The sequence below is a fragment of the Shinella sp. genome, assembly GCF_052438155.1.
GTDB lineage: Bacteria > Pseudomonadota > Alphaproteobacteria > Rhizobiales > Rhizobiaceae > Shinella.
In genome coordinates this window covers 150,778-169,258 of the sequence record NZ_JBQVPI010000005.1, presented here as the reverse complement: position 1 = coordinate 169,258, position 18,481 = coordinate 150,778, and the positions used below count along the sequence as shown (strand labels likewise).

At 62.8% G+C, this 18,481-nt stretch carries 14 protein-coding genes; 3 read left to right on the top strand and 11 right to left on the bottom strand.

All coding sequences use genetic code 11. From position 1 onward, the window contains the following. Positions 1-3 precede the first annotated feature (3 nt). The 4 genes from ACT6VE_RS11635 to ACT6VE_RS11620 form a co-directional block, all read right to left on the bottom strand. Entirely contained in the window at positions 4-618 is a 615-nt protein-coding gene (locus ACT6VE_RS11635) for a hypothetical protein (protein WP_444798768.1), read from the bottom strand. A 173-nt stretch (positions 619-791) separates the two neighbouring features. Continuing rightward, a complete protein-coding gene (gene ileS / locus ACT6VE_RS11630) occupies positions 792-3,680 on the bottom strand; it encodes an isoleucine--tRNA ligase (protein WP_444798767.1) in 2,889 nt (962 codons plus the stop codon). Positions 3,681-3,933: 253 nt separating this feature from the next. Further along, positions 3,934-4,914 carry a bifunctional riboflavin kinase/FAD synthetase gene (locus tag ACT6VE_RS11625; protein ID WP_444798766.1) on the bottom strand — a complete coding sequence of 327 codons (981 nt, stop codon included), beginning with the start codon at positions 4,912-4,914 and terminating at the stop codon, positions 3,934-3,936. 19 nt (positions 4,915-4,933) lie between these two features. Further along, positions 4,934-5,782: a TIGR01459 family HAD-type hydrolase gene (locus ACT6VE_RS11620; RefSeq protein ID WP_444798765.1), complete on the bottom strand. Its 849-nt coding sequence runs from the start codon at positions 5,780-5,782 to the stop codon at positions 4,934-4,936. A 319-nt stretch (positions 5,783-6,101) separates the two neighbouring features. Between ACT6VE_RS11620 and groES the strand changes: the two genes are divergently transcribed. The 3 genes from groES to ACT6VE_RS11605 all read left to right on the top strand — a co-directional run bounded on the left by groES (position 6,102) and on the right by ACT6VE_RS11605 (position 9,029). After that, positions 6,102-6,398, top strand: a complete 297-nt coding sequence (gene groES, locus ACT6VE_RS11615; protein ID WP_069059687.1) for a co-chaperone GroES — start codon at positions 6,102-6,104, stop codon at positions 6,396-6,398. Between the two features lie 56 nt (positions 6,399-6,454). Continuing rightward, positions 6,455-8,095, top strand: coding sequence for a chaperonin GroEL (gene groL, locus ACT6VE_RS11610; RefSeq protein WP_444798764.1), 1,641 nt, complete (start codon positions 6,455-6,457; stop codon positions 8,093-8,095). 487 nt (positions 8,096-8,582) lie between these two features. Continuing rightward, positions 8,583-9,029 (top strand): hypothetical protein, encoded by a 447-nt coding sequence (locus tag ACT6VE_RS11605; RefSeq protein ID WP_444798763.1) that lies wholly within the window; start codon positions 8,583-8,585, stop codon positions 9,027-9,029. 6 nt (positions 9,030-9,035) lie between these two features. Here ACT6VE_RS11605 and ACT6VE_RS11600 read toward each other — a convergent pair whose 3' ends face one another. The 7 genes from ACT6VE_RS11600 to ACT6VE_RS11570 form a co-directional block, all read right to left on the bottom strand. After that, complete coding sequence (locus tag ACT6VE_RS11600) at positions 9,036-11,837, bottom strand: bifunctional diguanylate cyclase/phosphodiesterase (RefSeq protein ID WP_444798762.1); 2,802 nt, start codon at positions 11,835-11,837, stop codon at positions 9,036-9,038. Positions 11,838-12,023: 186 nt separating this feature from the next. Further along, positions 12,024-13,241 carry an NAD(P)/FAD-dependent oxidoreductase gene (locus ACT6VE_RS11595; protein WP_444798761.1) on the bottom strand — a complete coding sequence of 406 codons (1,218 nt, stop codon included), beginning with the start codon at positions 13,239-13,241 and terminating at the stop codon, positions 12,024-12,026. Between the two features lie 94 nt (positions 13,242-13,335). Continuing rightward, the gene (locus ACT6VE_RS11590; RefSeq protein WP_444798760.1) at positions 13,336-14,043 is read right to left on the bottom strand and encodes a glutathione binding-like protein; all 708 of its coding nucleotides are present in this window, start codon (positions 14,041-14,043) and stop codon (positions 13,336-13,338) included. A 252-nt stretch (positions 14,044-14,295) separates the two neighbouring features. Continuing rightward, positions 14,296-14,991, bottom strand: a complete 696-nt coding sequence (gene hisG / locus ACT6VE_RS11585; protein WP_444798759.1) for an ATP phosphoribosyltransferase — start codon at positions 14,989-14,991, stop codon at positions 14,296-14,298. Beyond that, positions 14,988-16,115, bottom strand: a complete 1,128-nt coding sequence (locus tag ACT6VE_RS11580) for an ATP phosphoribosyltransferase regulatory subunit (RefSeq protein ID WP_444798758.1) — start codon at positions 16,113-16,115, stop codon at positions 14,988-14,990. Before ACT6VE_RS11580 ends, hisG begins: the two co-directional genes overlap by 4 nt. A 1-nt stretch (position 16,116) precedes the next feature. Continuing rightward, complete coding sequence (gene hisS / locus ACT6VE_RS11575; protein WP_444798757.1) at positions 16,117-17,631, bottom strand: histidine--tRNA ligase; 1,515 nt, start codon at positions 17,629-17,631, stop codon at positions 16,117-16,119. 82 nt (positions 17,632-17,713) lie between these two features. After that, positions 17,714-18,349: a helix-turn-helix domain-containing protein gene (locus ACT6VE_RS11570; protein WP_444798756.1), complete on the bottom strand. Its 636-nt coding sequence runs from the start codon at positions 18,347-18,349 to the stop codon at positions 17,714-17,716. Between the last annotated feature and the right edge of the window lie 132 nt (positions 18,350-18,481).

Genomic DNA, 18,481 nt, shown 5'->3' with positions numbered 1-18,481 from the left:
GCCTTAGAACGGCCACCAGCTAGACCCGCCCTGCTTGGCCGCTTTGGCTTCCTTCTTGCGGCGACGCTCCTTGGTCTTTTCCGGCTCGCCGAGATCGGCCTGCGCCTCCTCGGGAAGGCGGCGGTAGTCCAACGGCGGATCGCTCAGGTAGCGGCGCTTGTCGGAGTAGGCGCCCATCTCCAGCCGGCGTGCCTCGCGATAGGCCGCCGTCTGCTCGGATGCGGAGAGCTTGCGGTTCGTCGTGCCCTGATTGGCGAGCGGAGACCGGTAGTTCACGTCGCCGCTGTTTTCATCCGCTTCCGCCCGCAGGCGTTGGCGCATGTCTTCGGGGCTTTCCAGCCATCCCGGATTGTTCTTGCCGGAAACAGAATCCTGCGGCGTGGTGAGTGCGGTTTGATCCTTCGGCACGACGAGGCCGCCGCGCGGCTGGTAGCGGATCTTTTTCGCTTCCTCATTGTCGGGCTGAACCATGACGGCATTGCCGACATCTTCCACCAGCTGCTCACCGACGCTCTTGCCCGTGCCGTAGGTCGGTCCCATGCAGCCGGTCAAAAGGAAGCTTCCGCCCAAAAGACCGATCAGGCCTGTACGCACCCGAATATTTCGCGTCATTCCCATGAATACCCTTCCAGCAGAGCCGGCGCCCCAAAGCTCAAGCACGGCAATAGATTGCCGTGCCATGGCGGAAAAATCCGACCATTTTCAGGCAGCAATACCGGATGAAGCATGGAAGTGCAATTCATCCGGGAGATCGACGGCCGGAAAGCCCCGGCCGTCGACAGGAACACCCATCAGGCGGTGCGGCGGAAACCGATCTCACGCAGCGCCGCAGCGTCACGTGCCGAGACATCCGGATAGTCGGCATCCGCGCCGACATCCGTGGTGATGCGCCAGGAGCGCGCGCACTTGGTGCCTTCGGCAAGCTTCGGCTCGACCGCAACCCTGGCGACCTCCGGCAGGCGGAAGGCGTCAGCCGGGCCTTCGCCCGAAACAACCGATATGGCCGAGGTGATGCAGATTTCCGCAAAATCCTGACCTTCGAGCGCTGCCAGCAGGTCCGGGTCGGCGATGGAGACAACCGGAGCCGCCTCCAGCGAGGCACCGATACGCTTCTCGCGGCGCTCGATTTCCAGCGCGCCGGTGACAACCGAACGCACGCTGCGGATCTTCTCCCACTTGGCTTCCAGCGCATCGTTGCGCCATTCGGCCGGCACATCCGGGAACTGCTCGAGATGGACAGAGACGGCATCCGGCTTCCGCGACAGCCAGGCCTCCTCCATGGTGAAGGGCAGCATGGGTGCCAGCCAGGTGACGAGGCAGTCGAACAGCTTGCGGATGACGGCAAGCGAGGCGCGGCGCTTCAGCGAGGACGGGGCGTCGCAGTAGAGCGCATCCTTGCGGACGTCGAAGTAGAAGGCCGAAAGCTCAACGTTCGAAAAATCGATGAGCGCGCGGGTGATCTTCTTGAAGTCGAAGGCGTCGTAGCCTTCGCGAACGACGGCATCGAGTTTCGACAGCCGGTGCAGCATCAGCTTTTCCAGCTCCGGCATGTCGGCATAGGCGATCTCTTCGCCCGTGTCGTGCGCCAGCGTGCCCAGCATCCAGCGCACCGTGTTGCGCAGCTTGCGGTAGGCGTCGATGTTGGTCTGGATGATCGTCTTGCCGAGGCGCTGGTCTTCCCAGTAGTCGGTGGTCATGACCCAGAGACGCAGGATATCGGCGCCCGATTCCTTCATCACGTCCTGCGGCGAGACGACGTTGCCCTTGGACTTCGACTGCTTCTCGCCCTTCTCGTCCATGGTGAAGCCATGGGTGACGACGGCGTTGTAGGGCGCACGGCCACGCGTTGCGCAGCTTTCGAGCAGCGACGAGTGGAACCAGCCGCGATGCTGGTCGGAGCCCTCCAGATAGACGTCGGCCGGCCATTTCAGGTCCGGACGGTCTTCCAGCGTGAAGGTGTGCGTGCAACCCGAGTCGAACCAGACATCGAGGATGTCCATGACCTGGATCCACGGCTCGCCGGCGCGGTTGCCGAGGAAGCGCGCGCGCGCGCCTTCGGCGAACCAGGCGTCAGCACCTTCCTGCTCGAAAGCTTCGAGGATGCGGGCATTGACGGCCTCGTCGATCAGCACGTCGCCGTTCTCGTCGGCGAAGACGGCGATCGGGACACCCCAGGCACGCTGGCGCGACAGCACCCAGTCCGGGCGGCCTTCGATCATGGCGCGCAGACGGTTCTGGCCGGCGGCAGGCACGAAGCGGGTCTCGTCGATGGCGGTGAGCGAACGCGAGCGCAGCGTCGTGCCGTCGCCGAGTTCCTTGTCCATGTAGACGAACCACTGCGGCGTGTTGCGGAAGATCACCGGCTTCTTGGAGCGCCAGGAATGCGGGTAGGAGTGCTTGATCCGGCCGCGGGCAAACAGATTGTTGGCGGCGATCAGCGCCTTGATGACGCGCTCGTTGGCATCGCCCTTCTTGCCGTTATCATCCATGACGCGGGCGCCGTCGAAGCCGGGGGCGTCGGCGGTGTAGAAACCGGCGTCATCGACGGTGAACGGGATCTTGGACGAGATGCCGCGTGCCTCAAGGGCGCGAGCCGCAGCCGTCCAGGCATCAAAGTCCTCGCGGCCGTGGCCGGGGGCCGTGTGGACGAAGCCGGTGCCGGCATCGTCGGTGACGTGGTCGCCGTCGAGCAGCGGGACCTTGAAGTCGTAGCCAAGAGAGGCCAGCGGATGGGCGCAGACGGCTGCCGCCAGTTCTTCCGGAGTGACGTCGCGGACAAGCTTGAATGTAAGCTTTGCCTTGGCCGCCGATTCATCGGCAAGACGGGTGGCGAAGATCAGTTTCTCGCCCGGCTGCGGGCCGAAATCGTTCTGCGCGCTTTCCACCTCATAGAGACCGTAGGGATAACGCGACGAGAAGGCGATGCCGCGGTTGCCCGGGATCGTCCAGGGCGTGGTCGTCCAGATGACGACGGCATTGCCCAGCAGATCGGCCGGCCCCTCGATCACCGGGAACTTTACCCAGATCGCGTCGCTCTCGACGTCGGCATATTCGACTTCGGCTTCGGCCAGCGCCGTGCGCTCGACAACCGACCACATGACCGGCTTCGAGCCGCGATAGAGCTGGCCGCTCTTGGCGATCTTCAAAAGTTCGCCGGCGATGCGCGACTCCGCATGGAAGGCCATCGTCGTGTAGGGATTGTCGAAGTCGCCCTCGATGCCGAGGCGCTTGAACTCGTCCGACTGGATCTTGATCCAGCCGGCGGCGAAGTCGCGGCATTCCTGGCGGAATTCGTTGACCGGAACCTCGTCCTTGTTCTTGCCCTTCTCGCGGTATTTTTCCTCGATCTTCCATTCGATCGGAAGGCCGTGGCAGTCCCAGCCGGGCACGTAATTGGAGTCATAGCCGCGCATCTGGAACGAGCGGGTGATGACGTCCTTGAGGATCTTGTTCAGCGCGTGGCCGATATGGATGTTGCCGTTGGCATAGGGCGGGCCGTCATGCAGCACGAACTTTTCGCGGCCAGCGGCGGAGGCGCGCAGCTGCTTGTAAAGACCCATCTTCTGCCAGCGGGCCACCGTTTCCGGCTCCTTCGTCGGCAGGCCGGCGCGCATCGGAAACTCCGTCTGCGGCAGGTAGAGGGTGGCGGAATAATCGACTTTTTCGGGCGTATCGGTCATGGATATGGCTATCGTCTCGTCGCGCGGTTTTCGCGCATGCGGGGAAAGTATCAGTCAATACTGTGGCACTGACGGCGGGGACGCTTTCGAAAACGTCCGAAATCCCGGACCTTCCGGCTCTCGCTCAGAGCGCGCGGAAAGCCGGGCCACTAATTCGCAGATCGATGGTCAGCCGGTTGAGCATCATGCGCGCGGTATTACGGCGTTTTGATCGCTTTGAAAAGACGGGGCACGCCGAAAGCCGTCGTTCCCGTCAGAAACAGAGCCGCTGGTCGATGGTCCCAAGCGATCGTACGCCGGAAAGCAGCGCCCGCGCCTCCTCCTCATCGCGTTTCATCTGCACGACGAGCGCGTCCAGGCCGTCGAATTTCAGCTCGTCGCGCAGGTGCCCGAAGAAGGAGACGGCGGAGACTTCGCCGTAGAGATCGCCGGAAAAATCGAAGAGGAAGGTTTCAAGCAGCGGTGCGCCATTGGCAGTGACGGTGGGGCGGCGGCCATAGCTGGCGACGCCGTCGTGCAGGCTTCCATCCGGGCGACGGAAGCGCACGGCGTAGATGCCGTTGCGCAATTCCACTTCCGGCGGAAGCTGCATGTTGGCAGTCGGATAACCCAATGTGCGACCGAGCTGCTTGCCGCCGATTACCTCGGCCTCGACCGTGTAGTGATAACCGAGCTGGCCGGACGCCTCGACGACGGCGCCTTCGCCGAGCAGCGAGCGGACGAAGCTCGACGAGATCACCGAGGCATTCTCGTCGCGGAAGGCATCGACCAGCGTGACGCCGAAACCATTGTTCTGGCCGGCGGCCATCAGGAAGGCCGGGCCGCCTTCCCTGCCCTTGCCGAAATGGAAATCGAAGCCGGTGACGACCTCGGAGGCGTGCAGCCAGTCCAGGAGGATGGCGCGGATGAAATCATGCGCCGATATTTCGGAAAATCCGCGATCGAACGGGTATTCGATGACGGCGGAAAAACCCATGCCTTCCAGGATGCGGGCCTTCAGCGGCGCCGGCGTCAGGCGGAAGACGGGGCGTTCCGGGCGGAAGACGGTGCGCGGATGCGGCTCGAATGTCAAAACGAGGGCGGGAACGCCGCGCTCGGTGGCGAGATCGAGCGCCCGTTGCAGCACCGCCTGGTGGCCACGGTGCACGCCGTCGAAATTGCCGATGGCGATGACGCCGCCGCGCAGATGCTCCGGCAGCGGCTGTTTCGTCTCGTTTCTGTGAAATACCGTCATGACGACCGTCTCCGTCCCGTCACTGCAGCCGGGGCATCCACCACTTCGGGTGGGCATTTTCCTGAGCGAGAAAGCGTTCCAATCTTGCCTCGTCCGTGCGGCCGGCTTCAACATATTCCTGCGCATGGATGCCGCCGGAAATATAGAGCACATCGAGACCGAAGGCTTCAGCGCCGCGTACATCCGTCGGCATGCCGTCGCCGATGGCGATGACACGCGACAGGTCGAAGGCGCCGCGCACATCCTCGGCCTCGGCAATCGACTTTTCGTAGATCGGCCGATGCGGCTTGCCGGCGATCTGGCTGGCACGGCCAAGCTCTTCATAAAGCTTGGCGAGCGCGCCGGCGCAGGGAATGAGCCGGTGGCCGCGCTCGACGACGAGATCCGGGTTGGCGCAGATGAAGGGCAGGTCTCGCGCGGCGAGTGCCGTCAGCTCCGCACGGTAATCCTCGACTGTGTCCTTCTCGTCCTCGCGAAGGCCCGCGCAGACGACGATGCCCGCCTCCTCCAGACCGACCGGCTCGACGCCGAGGCCATCGAGCAGGGCCAAGTCCTTTTCCGCGCCGATGAAATAGATCTTCTTCGGGCCCTTCGCGATCAACGCGCGGGTGACATCGCCTGACGTGACGATGCGGTCATAGGAAGCGTCGGTGACGCCGAGGCCGCGGATTTGCACCTTCACGCCCGGATGCGGACGCGGCGAATTGGTGATGAGCACGACGGTGAGGCCGGCGGCGCGGGCCTCCGCAAGCGCCTCGGAGGCATAGGAAAAGGCTTCGACGCCATTGTGCAGGACGCCCCAGACGTCGCAGAGCACCACGTCATAGTGCGTGGCGATATCGCGGAAGGATTGGATGCGTTGAGCCATCAGGGATTCCCGTGTCGAGGTCGAGCCCGGCTGACATTGCAAAGCGAGGCCAAGAAAACAAGCCTCTCCACACAATTTTGCCGTATCGACGGGGAAACTGCCGAAAATTCACGAGACTGACTTGATGGCATGCGATGTCGCTCCCATCTGGCGGCAGCGGTAACCATTCGCGGCAAAATAATTTCCAGTCGCTCTTCTTGACTCGAAACACCCCGCCGCCTATTTCCAGCCCGCTAGCACTCCTAAACGGTGAGTGCTAACACTCATCCATCGGATCCAGTTCGGGATCCGCAATGTCATTCGATCGAGGGATAAGACAATGGCAAGCACCACCTTCCGCCCGCTTCACGATCGCGTCGTCGTTCGTCGCGTTGAATCTGAAGCCAAGACCAAGGGCGGCATCATCATTCCGGATACCGCCAAGGAAAAGCCGCAGGAAGGCGAAATCGTCGCCGTCGGTTCCGGCGCTCGTGACGAGTCCGGCAAGGTCGTCCCGCTGGACGTCAAGGCTGGCGACCGCGTTCTGTTCGGCAAGTGGTCGGGCACCGAAGTCAAGCTCGACGGCGAAGACCTTCTGATCATGAAGGAAGCCGACATCATGGGCGTCATCGGCTGATCTGCCGATAAATCCCTTTCCGAAATTCGCTGATACCTCTTTCAGGAGCTAACACAATGGCAGCCAAAGAAATCAAGTTCGGCCGCAGCGCGCGCGAAAAGATGCTGCGCGGCGTCGACATTCTCGCAGACGCAGTCAAGGTAACGCTCGGCCCGAAGGGTCGTAACGTCATCATCGACAAGTCGTTCGGCGCACCGCGCATCACCAAGGACGGCGTTTCCGTCGCCAAGGAAATCGAACTGGACGACAAGTTCGAGAACATGGGCGCCCAGCTCGTTCGCGAAGTTGCTTCCAAGACCAACGACATCGCCGGCGACGGCACGACGACTGCAACCGTTCTTGCCCAGGCCATCGTTCGCGAAGGCCACAAGGCTGTTGCCGCCGGCATGAACCCGATGGACCTGAAGCGCGGCATCGATCTCGCCGTTGCTGAAGTCGTCAAGGATCTCCAGGCCAAGGCCAAGAAGATCAACACGTCGGAAGAAGTCGCCCAGGTTGGCACGATCTCCGCAAACGGCGACAAGCAGGTCGGTCTCGACATTGCTGAAGCCATGCAGAAGGTTGGCAACGAAGGCGTCATCACGGTTGAAGAAGCCAAGACCGCCGAAACCGAACTCGAAGTCGTCGAAGGCATGCAGTTCGACCGCGGCTACCTGTCGCCCTACTTCGTGACCAACCCGGAAAAGATGATCGCCGACCTCGAAGACGCTTTCATTCTCCTGCACGAGAAGAAGCTCTCGAACCTCCAGGCGATGCTGCCGGTTCTCGAAGCCGTCGTCCAGACCGGCAAGCCGCTGGTCATCATCGCTGAAGACGTCGAAGGCGAAGCCCTCGCAACGCTCGTCGTCAACAAGCTGCGTGGCGGCCTCAAGATCGCTGCCGTCAAAGCTCCTGGCTTCGGCGACCGCCGCAAGGCCATGCTCGAAGACATCGCCATCCTGACGGGCGGCACGGTTATCTCCGAAGACCTCGGCATCAAGCTCGAAAACGTAACGCTCGACATGCTCGGCCGTTCGAAGAAGGTTTCGATCTCCAAGGAAAACACGACGATCGTCGACGGTGCCGGCCAGAAGGCTGAAATCGAAGGCCGCGTCGCGCAGATCAAGGCCCAGATCGAAGAAACCACCTCCGACTACGACCGCGAGAAGCTGCAGGAACGTCTTGCCAAGCTCGCTGGCGGCGTTGCCGTCATCCGCGTCGGCGGTTCGACGGAAGTCGAAGTGAAGGAAAAGAAGGACCGCATCGACGACGCCCTCAACGCGACGCGCGCTGCTGTTCAGGAAGGTATCGTACCGGGCGGCGGCGTTGCCCTGCTGCGTTCCTCCACGAAGATCACCGTCAAGGGTGAAAACGACGACCAGGAAGCCGGCGTCAACATCGTTCGCAAGGCGCTCCAGTCGCTGGTTCGCCAGATCGCCGAGAACGCTGGTGACGAAGCTTCGATCGTTGTCGGCAAGATCCTCGACAAGAACGAAGACAACTACGGCTACAACGCCCAGACCGGCGAATACGGCGACCTGATTGCGCTTGGCATCGTCGACCCGGTCAAGGTTGTCCGCACGGCTCTGCAGAACGCTGCTTCGGTTGCTTCGCTGCTGATCACGACGGAAGCCATGATCGCCGAACTGCCGAAGAAGGAATCCGCTGGCGGCATGCCTGGCGGCATGGGCGGCATGGGCGGCATGGACATGATGTAAGACCTTCGGGTCTTATATCTGAGCCATCCGGTTCAGTTCGGAAAGGGCGGTCTTCGGGCCGCCCTTTCTGCTTTCCGTCGGAACGGGGCTGCATCGTTACCGCGAAAAGAATTTTTCCATTCGTGCAATAATTATCAAAAAGCCGTTGCTGGCATTAAAAAACCAACTATAAAGTCGCCCCAAGTGAACTTTTCAGATTCACCGGGGGTTCAGGCGCTAAAACTCGACGCTGTATTGTCGGCTTGTCGCGCAGCCGGATTTCCCGAAACATTGGATAGCAACCGCCGGGGACTGAACAAGGTCAGCGGCGGTCTTTACGCGTAAACCCGATCCAGTACTACGCCAGGATCCGGGTGCAATTCAGTATATAGGAAAGCAGTTCGGCCGACTTCGAGGGTTGTCAGCCGGCGCTGTCTTTTAGCATGTCGTGTGCCTCAAGGGGACGGGACATGTCTGGTCAATTTCGAGCAACTGCCTGAGGTCGTGGGTGTTCAAGATAATCAAGACTGATCTCTCGTCGCCCTTTCTGCCGGGCTCGATGGAATTCGACGAGACGGACAACGAACTGTTGACCCAGTACTGCGTGACAGAGCGCTGGACCGGCGACCTTTCCAACGGCCTGTTCACACTCGGTGACAAGGCCGCGCTGGTGCATGGCCTGCCGCAGCGAGCCTGCGGCCTGCTGAATCTTATCCGCTGCTACGAGCCGCTCGACCGCCAGCGCGTGCTGGAACTTTTCGAGCAGGCGGCCGCCTCATCCTCGTCCTTCTGTTTCTCCACGACGATCCATCTCGACGGCGCACCGCGCCAGCCGGTGTTCTGTGTCGGTGAATCGACGGGCCTCGAGGAGAAATACGCCGGCACGATCATCGGCGTCTTCATCTTCCCCCGCTTCCAGATCGACCTCGCCGGCCGTCGTTTCAAGCGGCAGTAGCCCGCCTCAAGCGGCTTCTTCGCTCGTCTCCACGTCGAACCGGATCCGCTCTATGGGCACCGGTCGCCCGAGGAAATAGCCCTGTGCCTCGTCGCAGCCTTCGTCCAGAAGGATGGCGAGCTGGCTGCTCGTTTCCACACCTTCGGCAAGCACAGGCACACGCAACGACTGGCCGAGCGCCAGGATGGCGCGGATGATGGCCTTGGCCTCCGGGCTCGCCTCGACTTCGCTCATGAAGCTGCGGTCGAGCTTGATCTTGTCGAAGGGGAAGGCGCGCAGCGTTTCCAGCGACGAATAGCCCGTGCCGAAATCGTCGATGGCGATGGTGACGCCAAAAGCCTTGATACGGCGCAACGTCTGCAATGCGCGCTCCTTGTCGCCGATGATGGTCGATTCGGTGATCTCCAGCTCCAGCCGGCGTGGGTCGAGGCCGGTTTCCAGCAGGACCCGGTGTACGAGGTCCGCGACATCGGCATTACCGAGCTGCACCGGCGACAGGTTGACGGCGATCTTGTGCTCGTTGCCCCAGGTCGCCGCCTCGCGGCAGGCTTGCCGCAGCACCCATTCGCCGATCGGCAGGATGGCGCCGCACTCTTCCGCAATCGGGATGAAGTCCGAGGGCGGGATCGTGCCGCGCACCGGATGATGCCAGCGCAGCAGCACTTCGTAGCCAAGTGTCTCGCCGGTATTGACCGCCTTCTGCACCTGATAGTGCAGCTGCAGTTCCTTGCGCTCCACGGCCTGCCACAGATCGTTGGCGATGAGGCGGCGGCTGCGGGCAGCCTCGTCCATGGAGACCTCGTAGAAACACACCGTCTGGGTCAGTGCATCCTTGGCGCGGTACATGGCAAGGTCGGCATTGTTGAGCAGTACTTCGACAGTGTCGGCGTCATGCGGATAGATCGCCACGCCGAGGCTGGCACCCGGCTTGATGTCGTAGCCGTCAATGCGAATCTCTTCGTTCAGGCAGGTTTCGAGGCGCTGGATGAAATCGGTCAGCTCGGACATATCCCCGAAGCGCTTGGCAGCAGCGAATTCATCGCCGCCGAAACGGGCGATCGTTTCGTCCGCCTCAAGGCAAGCCTCCATGCGCTTCGACAGCGTGACCAGAACCTCGTCGCCCGCCGCATGGCCGCGCGTGTCGTTGATTTCCTTGAACTTGTCGAGATCGATGCCGATGACCGCAACCTTGCCGCCGGAACGCGGCGCCGACTCGAGGTCGGCTTCAAGGCGGTTGTTGAAGTTTGCGCGGTTCGGAAGGCCCGTCAGGCTGTCATGGCGGGCGAGGAAGGAAATCTGCTCTTCCGAGCGCAGGCGATCGGACACGTCTTCATAGGTGGCAACCCATGCGCCATCCGGCAGCGTGCGGTAGCGTAGCTGCACCGACGTGCCGTTCGGCAGCTTTTCAACCATTGCGCCGCCGTCATTGGCCTGGATGGCAGCGCGGCGGCGCGCATAGACGTCACGCCCCTTGGCGTACCGGACATCAGGATCGGCAAACAAGGTGGCAACGCCCTGCTCAACGATCTCGCGCAGCGTCATGCCGGGCTGGATGTAACCTTCCGGGAAACCGAAAATCTCGCTGTAACGCTTGTTGGCAATGAGCAGGCGCTCGTCCTTGTCGAACAGGCAAAGACCCTGCGACATGTTTTCCAGCGCAAGATCAAGGTTCTTCGTCACCGCGGCGAGCCGGTCGGCAGCGGCCTTCTCCTTCGTCACGTCCTTGGTGATCTTGGCATAACCGACGAGCACGCCGCCGGCGTCATAAATGGGATCGATGACGACATGCGCCCAGAACCGGCCGCCATCCTTCTTGTAGCGCCAGCCCTCGCTCTCGCATTTGCCTTCCTCCCGTGCGGCCCGCAATGCCTGCTCGGGCAGGCCGGCAGCGCAATCCGCCTCACTGTAGAAGCGGGAAAAATGCTGGCCGACGATCTCGCGGGCCGTATAGCCCTTGCTGCGCTCGGCGCCCTCGTTCCAGTTGGCGACGCGGCCTTCCGGATCAAGCATGTAGATCGCGTAATCCTTCACGCCCTGCACGAGCATGGCAAACTGGCGCATGCTTTCGCTGGCGGCAAGCTCCGCCTGCCGGGCAAAGACGGCAGCGGTCAAGCCGGCAAACAGCAGCGAGAAAGCAACGACCGCAATCAGCGGCACCATCAGGCCCACCGACAACATCGTATCGTCGCTCACCGGCATCAGGCCCGGCTCGATCGTCACGGCCGCCATGCCTGTGAAATGCAACGAAACGACGCCAACCGCCATGAACAAGGTTGCTATTGCACGGTCCCGAACGCCGGCTTGCGGGCGCATGCAGAAGATGAGCGCCAAGGCACCAAAGATCGCGGCAAATATCACCGAGGCGGCCACATAGGAATAATCCCAGACGATATGGCCCGGCAGTTCCAGCGCGGACATGCCGATATAGTGCATGGAGGTGATGCCGGCGCCCAGCAGCAGGCCGCCCGCAATCGTGGCACTACGGCCGGAAACATAGGCTGCAAGGGAAAGCCCCATCGTCGTGACGACGATGGCCACCGCCAGGGACAGGAGCGTCGGCTCCATGTCGAACCCCATGGCAACGCCCGGATTATAGGCCAGCATGGCAATGAAATGCGTCGCCCAGATACCAAAACCGCTCGATATGCCGGCCGCACCGAGCCAGAGATTGCGCGCCGTGCCCTCCGCGACCCGGGCCCTTTGCGCCAGCGTCACCGCCACATAGCAGGACAGGAAGCAGATAAAGGCCGCAAGCAGCACGAGACGAAGATCGTGCTCGACGGTCAGGCAGGTCAGAATGCGATACATGAAGGGTCACCGGGCGGGATCAAGATGACCCCACTCAGCGCGAGAACCCTAAAAAATGAGTGAATTCAGAAAGCATTGGGGAGCACGAACCGGCTCCGCCTTTTATCATACTTAACGAATGTCAAAACAATGCAACTGGCTCATTGCATACCAGTCACGTCGTACAACTCACGCTACGGGAGCGCTTCACAGCGTGAGCGCCTTGAGGTCCGTCGCCGGGTCTTCGAGGGCGGCGCGCTCCGGCGTGCGGCCCATCTCGATCAGCTTCTTGCCAACCACATAGGCCTTGGCGTCGTTGACTGCGTCCACCGCGATCAGGCGCCCTTCGCGGAAATACCAGACGGATACGCTTCCCTCGCGCTGACCGACACGGACGAACGTCTCGTCGAAGCCCATGCAGAAGCCGGCGATCTGGAGCTTGACGTCGTACTGGTCGGACCAGAACCACGGTTTTGGCTGATAGGGCGCATCGCCTCCGGCGATGACGGCGGCTGCGGCCTCCGCCTGGTCGACGGCGTTCTGGACGGATTCCAGCCGCACGCGATTGCCCTCGAAAGGCAGCACGGCGCAGTCGCCTATTGCGAAGATTGCGGGGTCGGACGTGCGGGCGTGGACGTCGACGACAATGCCGTTCGCAACCTCCAGGCCGGCGTCTAGAGCGAGCGCATCATTCGCCGTCACGCCGATGCCGGCGATCACCACGTCCACCGGCAATACGAACCCGTCTGTCAGTTCCGCCCCGGTGACGCGGCCGTTCTCGCCGAGAAGGCGCACCAGGCCGGTCTTTTCGCGCACGTCGACGCCGCGCGCCGTGTGGATCGCCTTGAGGATGGTCGCCGTTGCCGGAGAGGCCACGCGGGCGAGGATGCGGTCGGCCATCTCGATAACGGTGACGTCGAGCCCCCTGCCCCGCGCGACGGCGGCGGCTTCAAGACCGATGTAACCGCCACCGATGACGAGTGCCCGGCGGCCCTCCTGCATTTCAAGGCCGAGGCGGTCGGCATCGCGGTAGTCGCGTACCGTGAAGACGCCATCGAGATCACCGCCGATCCCGGCCGGCAGGCGGCGCGGCGTGGCACCAGTGGCGAGCGCCAGATGGCCGTAATGCAGCGTCGTGCCGTCGCTCAGCGTTACCGTCTTTGCCGCACGGTCGATGGACGTGACCTCGGTGGACAGGCGGATATCGACATGGTTGTCGGGATACCAGTTTTCCGCTCGGAACATCAGGCGGCTGAGATCGGCCTCGCCGAGCAGGTATTTCTTGGAGAGCGGCGGGCGTTGATAGGGATGGCTCGCCTCGGCGGCGATGATGGTGATCGGCCGCTCGTCCTTGAGCGCACGCAGCTTTGCAACGAGGGCAAATGCGGCCTGACCGCCGCCCACTACAACCAGTCTTCCCGTCACGATATTTTCCGTCCCGTCTTTGTTTTACCCAGACGTACCGCGCGCCGGCGGGCGGCGTCAACTCATTGCCGCGCCGCCGGATTTTTCGTTTGCGTCAGAGCTTTGCCGGAATCTCGAGACCCTTCTGGGCTGCCGGACGGGCGAGGCAGCGCTCCAGCCATGCCATGACGGCGGGGAAGCTTGCATAGTCGAGAGCCGCGCGGCCGCCATAGAAGACATCCGCGCCACGGATCCACGGGAAGGTCGTGATGTCGGCAATGGTGTATTCGTCACCCATGATAAACTGGCGGTCCTTCAGGCGGTCCTCCAGCACCGAAAGCAGGCGCTTCGATTCATCGCGGTAGCGCTCGGCGGGATAGGAATTGTTGGCAACCTTGTCGGCGGCGAATTTGTGGAAATGCCCGAACTGGCCGAACATCGGGCCGACGCCGCTCATCTGGAACATCACCCAGGCGAGCGTCTCATAGCGCCCGGCGGCATCGGCCGGGATCAGCTTGCCGGTCTTCTCGGCGAGATAGACGAGGATCGCGCCCGATTCAAAGAGGCCGATCGGCTTGCCGTCCGGGCCGTTCGGATCGATGATTGCCGGAATGCGCCCGTTCGGGTTCAGCGAGATGAAATCCGGTGATTTGACGCCCTCCGGCCCGAACTCGATCCGATGGGGCTCATAGGCAAGGCCGAGCTCCTCCAGCGCGATCGATACCTTCACGCCATTCGGCGTCGGCAACGAATAGAGCTGGATGATATCGGGATTCTTGGCTGGCCATTTCTTGGTGATGGGGAAGGACGACAGATCTGCCATGGAGCACTCCTTGCGATGGGAGTTCATAGATAGGACAGCTTGTCGGAGGATGTCAGGGTAGCGCAGGAATTTTCCGGAACAGCCCCCTCATCCGGCCTGCCGGCCACCTTCTCCCCGCTGGGGAGAAGGGGAGATCCTGTACCGTTTTCCCCAGAAGGAATGTAAGAGCCGGCCCGCAACCTACCGATCTATCCCTTCTCCCCAGCGGGGAGAAGGTGGCGGCAGCCGGATGAGGGGGCCGCGCCTCCCCAATCAAAGCGCCTGGCGCACCCGCGCGATGATCTCCGCCACCGCCGCATTGCCCTCGTGCTCGGGCTTGCGGGCGCGCACGAGGCAGGCTTCGGATTTCAGGATCACGCCGTCGGAGAGGATCTTCAGGTGGTTCGCCACCAGCGTCGAACCCGTCGAGGTGATGTCGACGATGATGTCGGCCGAACCCGAGGCCGGCGCGCCTTCCGTGGCGCCGAGGCTTTCGACGATGCGGTAGAGCTGGATGCCGTGGTTGCCTGAGAAGAATTTTTGGGTCAGCCGCCAGTATTTCGTGGCGATGGTGAGACGGCGGCCGTGGCGGGCGCGGAAATCGGCGGCGACGTCGCCGAGGTCGGCCATCGTATCGACGTCGAGCCAGATTTCCGGCACGGCGACGACGACATCCGCATGGCCGAAGCCGAGGCGGGCGCAGAATTCGACGCGGGCATCGGCCTCCGCCAGCCCCTCGCGCACCAGGTCTTCGCCCGTCACGCCGAAATCGACGGTGCCATTGGCGATCTCGCGGGAGATTTCGGACGCGGACAGGAAGGCGATCTCGATGTCGTCTCGGCCTTCGACCCGGCCGCGATAGGAGCGGTCGTTGCCGACGGCGGTGACGGTGAATCCGGCGCGGGCGAGTACGGCGGAGGAATCCTCCTTCATGCGCCCCTTGGACGGAAGGCCGATGGTGATGGTCATGCGGCCGCTCCCTTCACGCTTGCAATGCGATCAAGCCAGAGTGAAAAGCCGACGGCCGGAATACGCTCCTTGGCGCCAAGCAGCGTCAGCAGCCGGTCGAAACGACCGCCACCGGCAAGCACAAGGCCCTCGCCTTCGATCTCGAAGACCAGGCCGGTATAATAATCGAGCGGACGGCCGAAGGCGGCGCGGTACGTGATGGTTTCGGGATCGACGCCAACCTTGCGAAGCGCAGCAACGCGGCTCTCGAAACGCTCCAGAGCCTCGCCGAGCGAAAGACCCGCCTTGTCCGCAAAGGCGGCGAGCGCCTTCGATGCTTCGGCAAGGCTGAGTTCCAGCGCCAAAAATTCCTTGAGCAGCGCCAGCGTCCGGCTGTCGAGCCGCGTGTTGGCGAGTTCCATTTTTTCGCGCAGGCGTTTGGCGATGTCGGCCGGGCTGCGGCTGGCATTGGTGGAATAGCCGGTCGCTTCCATGGTCTCGTCGATATGGGCGATGAGCTGCGCCTCATCGTCGAGCTTGCCGAGAATGGCAAGGCGCTCGACCTCGGGGCCGAAGACGCCGGACGGCACGGGATTGGAGAGGTCGGCCATCAGCTTCTGCAGCTGTGCCTGGTTGCCGAAGGCGTGGACCAGCCGCTTCTGCCAGCCGGCCGGCAGGCCGCAGGCGGCAACCACGGCTTCGAAGACCGACTGGTCGCCGAGAACAATCGACAGGCCTATGCCCGGCAGGCGATTGGCGAGCACAGTAAAGGCATCACGGACGGCGCGCGCATCGGCTTGCGCGACATCCGGTTCGCCCAGATCCTCGATGCCGGCCTGGTAGAATTCGTTCGAGCCCTCGCGGCGCTGGCGAAAGACCTCGCCGAGATAGGCGTAGCGCTTCGGCGTGCCGGTCGCCGTTTCGATGTGGCGCAGGCATACGGGGATGGTGAATTCGGGGCGCAGGCACAGGCTCTTGCCGGTCTCGCTCTCCGTCATGAAGATGCGCCGGCGCAGATCCTCGCCCGCCATGTCGAGAAAGGGTTCGGCCGGCTGGATGACCGGCGTATCGACGCGCTCCGTGCCGAGCTTTTCCAGATCGGCAATCAGTTCGGGCGCGAAGGCGGGGAGGTTGACGAGAGGCATATCAGCCAGCCCGTGCCCGGTCTTCGGCCTGCGCCGCGAGGATTTCGCGAACTTTCTCCACGAGATCGGCTTCCGGCACGGAGATCTGCGCGACGCGCGCCGCGCGCCAGGTGGTGTTGTCCTCGATCTCGCCGGCAAGCCGCTTGCCTTCGATCAGGTCCTTGATCTGCACGACGCCTTCGGCCCGCTCGTCGCCGCCCTGGATGATGGCGATGGGCGCGTTGCGGCGGTCGGCATATTTCAGCTGGTTGCCGAACTTCTTCCAGTTGCCCTGGTACATTTCGGCGCGGATACCGGCGTTGCGCAGTTGCTGCGTGAAGCGCTGGTAGCGGCCCATGCTCTCGACGTCGCCGTCCATGACGGTGACCAGCACCGGTGCGATCACCTCGTCCTGCCCAAGCTTGCCGAGGTTCTTCAGCGCCGTCATCAGGCGCGAAACGCCGATGGAGAAACCGGTGGCCGGCACCGGCTGGCCCATGAAGCGCGAAACGAGACCATCATAACGACCGCCGCCGCCGACCGAACCGAAGACGACCTTTTCGCCTTTCTCGTTGGTGACGGCGAATTGCAACTCCGCTTCGAAGACCGGGCCGGTGTAATATTCGAGACCACGCACGACGGAAGGGTCGATCTTGATGCGGTCGGAATCGTAGCCGGCCGACGTGACGAGATGGCCGATCTGGTTCAATTCCTCGACACCTTCACCGCCACGCGCGCTGCCTTCGAGCAGCTTTGCGAGGTCGGCGGCGCTTTCGGCATAGTCCTTGATGCCGACGAAGAAGAGGACCTTTTCGATCTGCTCGGCATCCAGTCCCGCGCCCTTGGTGAAGTCGCCGGATTCATCCTTGCGGCCTGCACCAAGCAGGAGCTTCACCCCCTCGGGGCCGAACTTGTCGAGCTTGTCGATGGCGCGCAGCACGTTGAGGCGGGCACCCGCCTTGTCCTCGCCGCCGAGGCCGATGGCCTCCATGACCCCGTCGAGAACCTTGCGGTTGTTGACGCGGATGACGTAGTCGCCGCGCGCAATGCCGAGGGCTTCCATCGTGTCGGCCATCATCATGCACATTTCGGCATCCGCCTGGACGCCGGCGGCACCGACCGTATCGGCGTCGAACTGCATGAACTGGCGGAAACGGCCCGGGCCGGGCTTCTCGTTGCGGAAGACGTAGCCGGCGCGATAGGTGCGGTAGGGCAGCTGGATTTCGTTGAAGTTTTCCGCGACATGGCGGGCGAGCGGCGCGGTCAGGTCGTAGCGCAGGCTCATCCACTGGTCGTCGTCGTCCTGCAGCGAGAAGACGCCTTCGTTCGGACGGTCGGCGTCCGGCAGGAATTTCCCGAGCGCATCGGTATATTCGAAGAGCGGGGTTTCCACCGGGTCGAAGCCATAGTGCTCGTAGACAGCGCGGATCTTCGCGGTCATCTCGTTGACGGCGCGGATATCCGCGGCATCACGATCGACAAAGCCGCGCGGCAGGCGGGCTCTCAGCTTCTGCGGTTTTTTCTGCTTTTCGCTCATCGCGATACCCGAAATTCCTGTATTTCCGTTGCGGTTTCCCTAGCGGATTGGGCGGGCAGCGGCAAGGCGCAAAAGCCGCGCATCAGGGCCGGCGCGACAGCTGATCCCAACTGTGCACGATGACGGCGGAGGCGTGCGGCGCCTGCGCCACGGGAATAAGCGTCGAATGCGTATCGCCGCGGATGATGCCGCGCATCTCCGACTGGAAGGAGAGCCGCTTCATCTGCACATAGCCCTCCGGTATTGACGTCATGGACAGCGCCGTGCCCCCGTAGATATCGACGGCGGCGACTTCACGCGCATAGAGGCTGGCGACGAGCCCTTGGTCTTCCAGACAATCCCGATAGGAACCGGTAATATAGCGCCGGATGCCGGTGCCGACGACGGCGCGCATTTCCGGGCTTTCGCGATATTCCTGCTGGGAGCCGCCGAGATAGCGGATATCAGGGCCTTCCCAGAGATTGCGGCTTTCCCGCGAGGCGAGGATCGAGGCCAAAAGGCGGCGCTCGGTCTGCGCATCGGCGCGGCGCAGGAAATCGACGATGGCGCCGGTCGCCCGCAGATCGGGCACCGCGATACCGCGCTCCCAGCGCGAGACGGTGGTGGAGGAGAAGCCCAGCTTCCACGCGATGTCGTCCTGCGTCAGCCCGACCTTGAGGCGATAGGCGCGCAGCTGATCGACAAGATCGTGACCGATGGTGATGACGAAGCCAGGCAAATTCAACCCCTGGAAGAAAAAATGACAATTGCGCATCTTTCAGTCGAGTAAACGACCAGCTGCTCCGCTTTCGGCGTCGCTCGATGTCGGCTACCCTTAAGGATAGGTAAACGACCATCCTTGCCGTTTGGC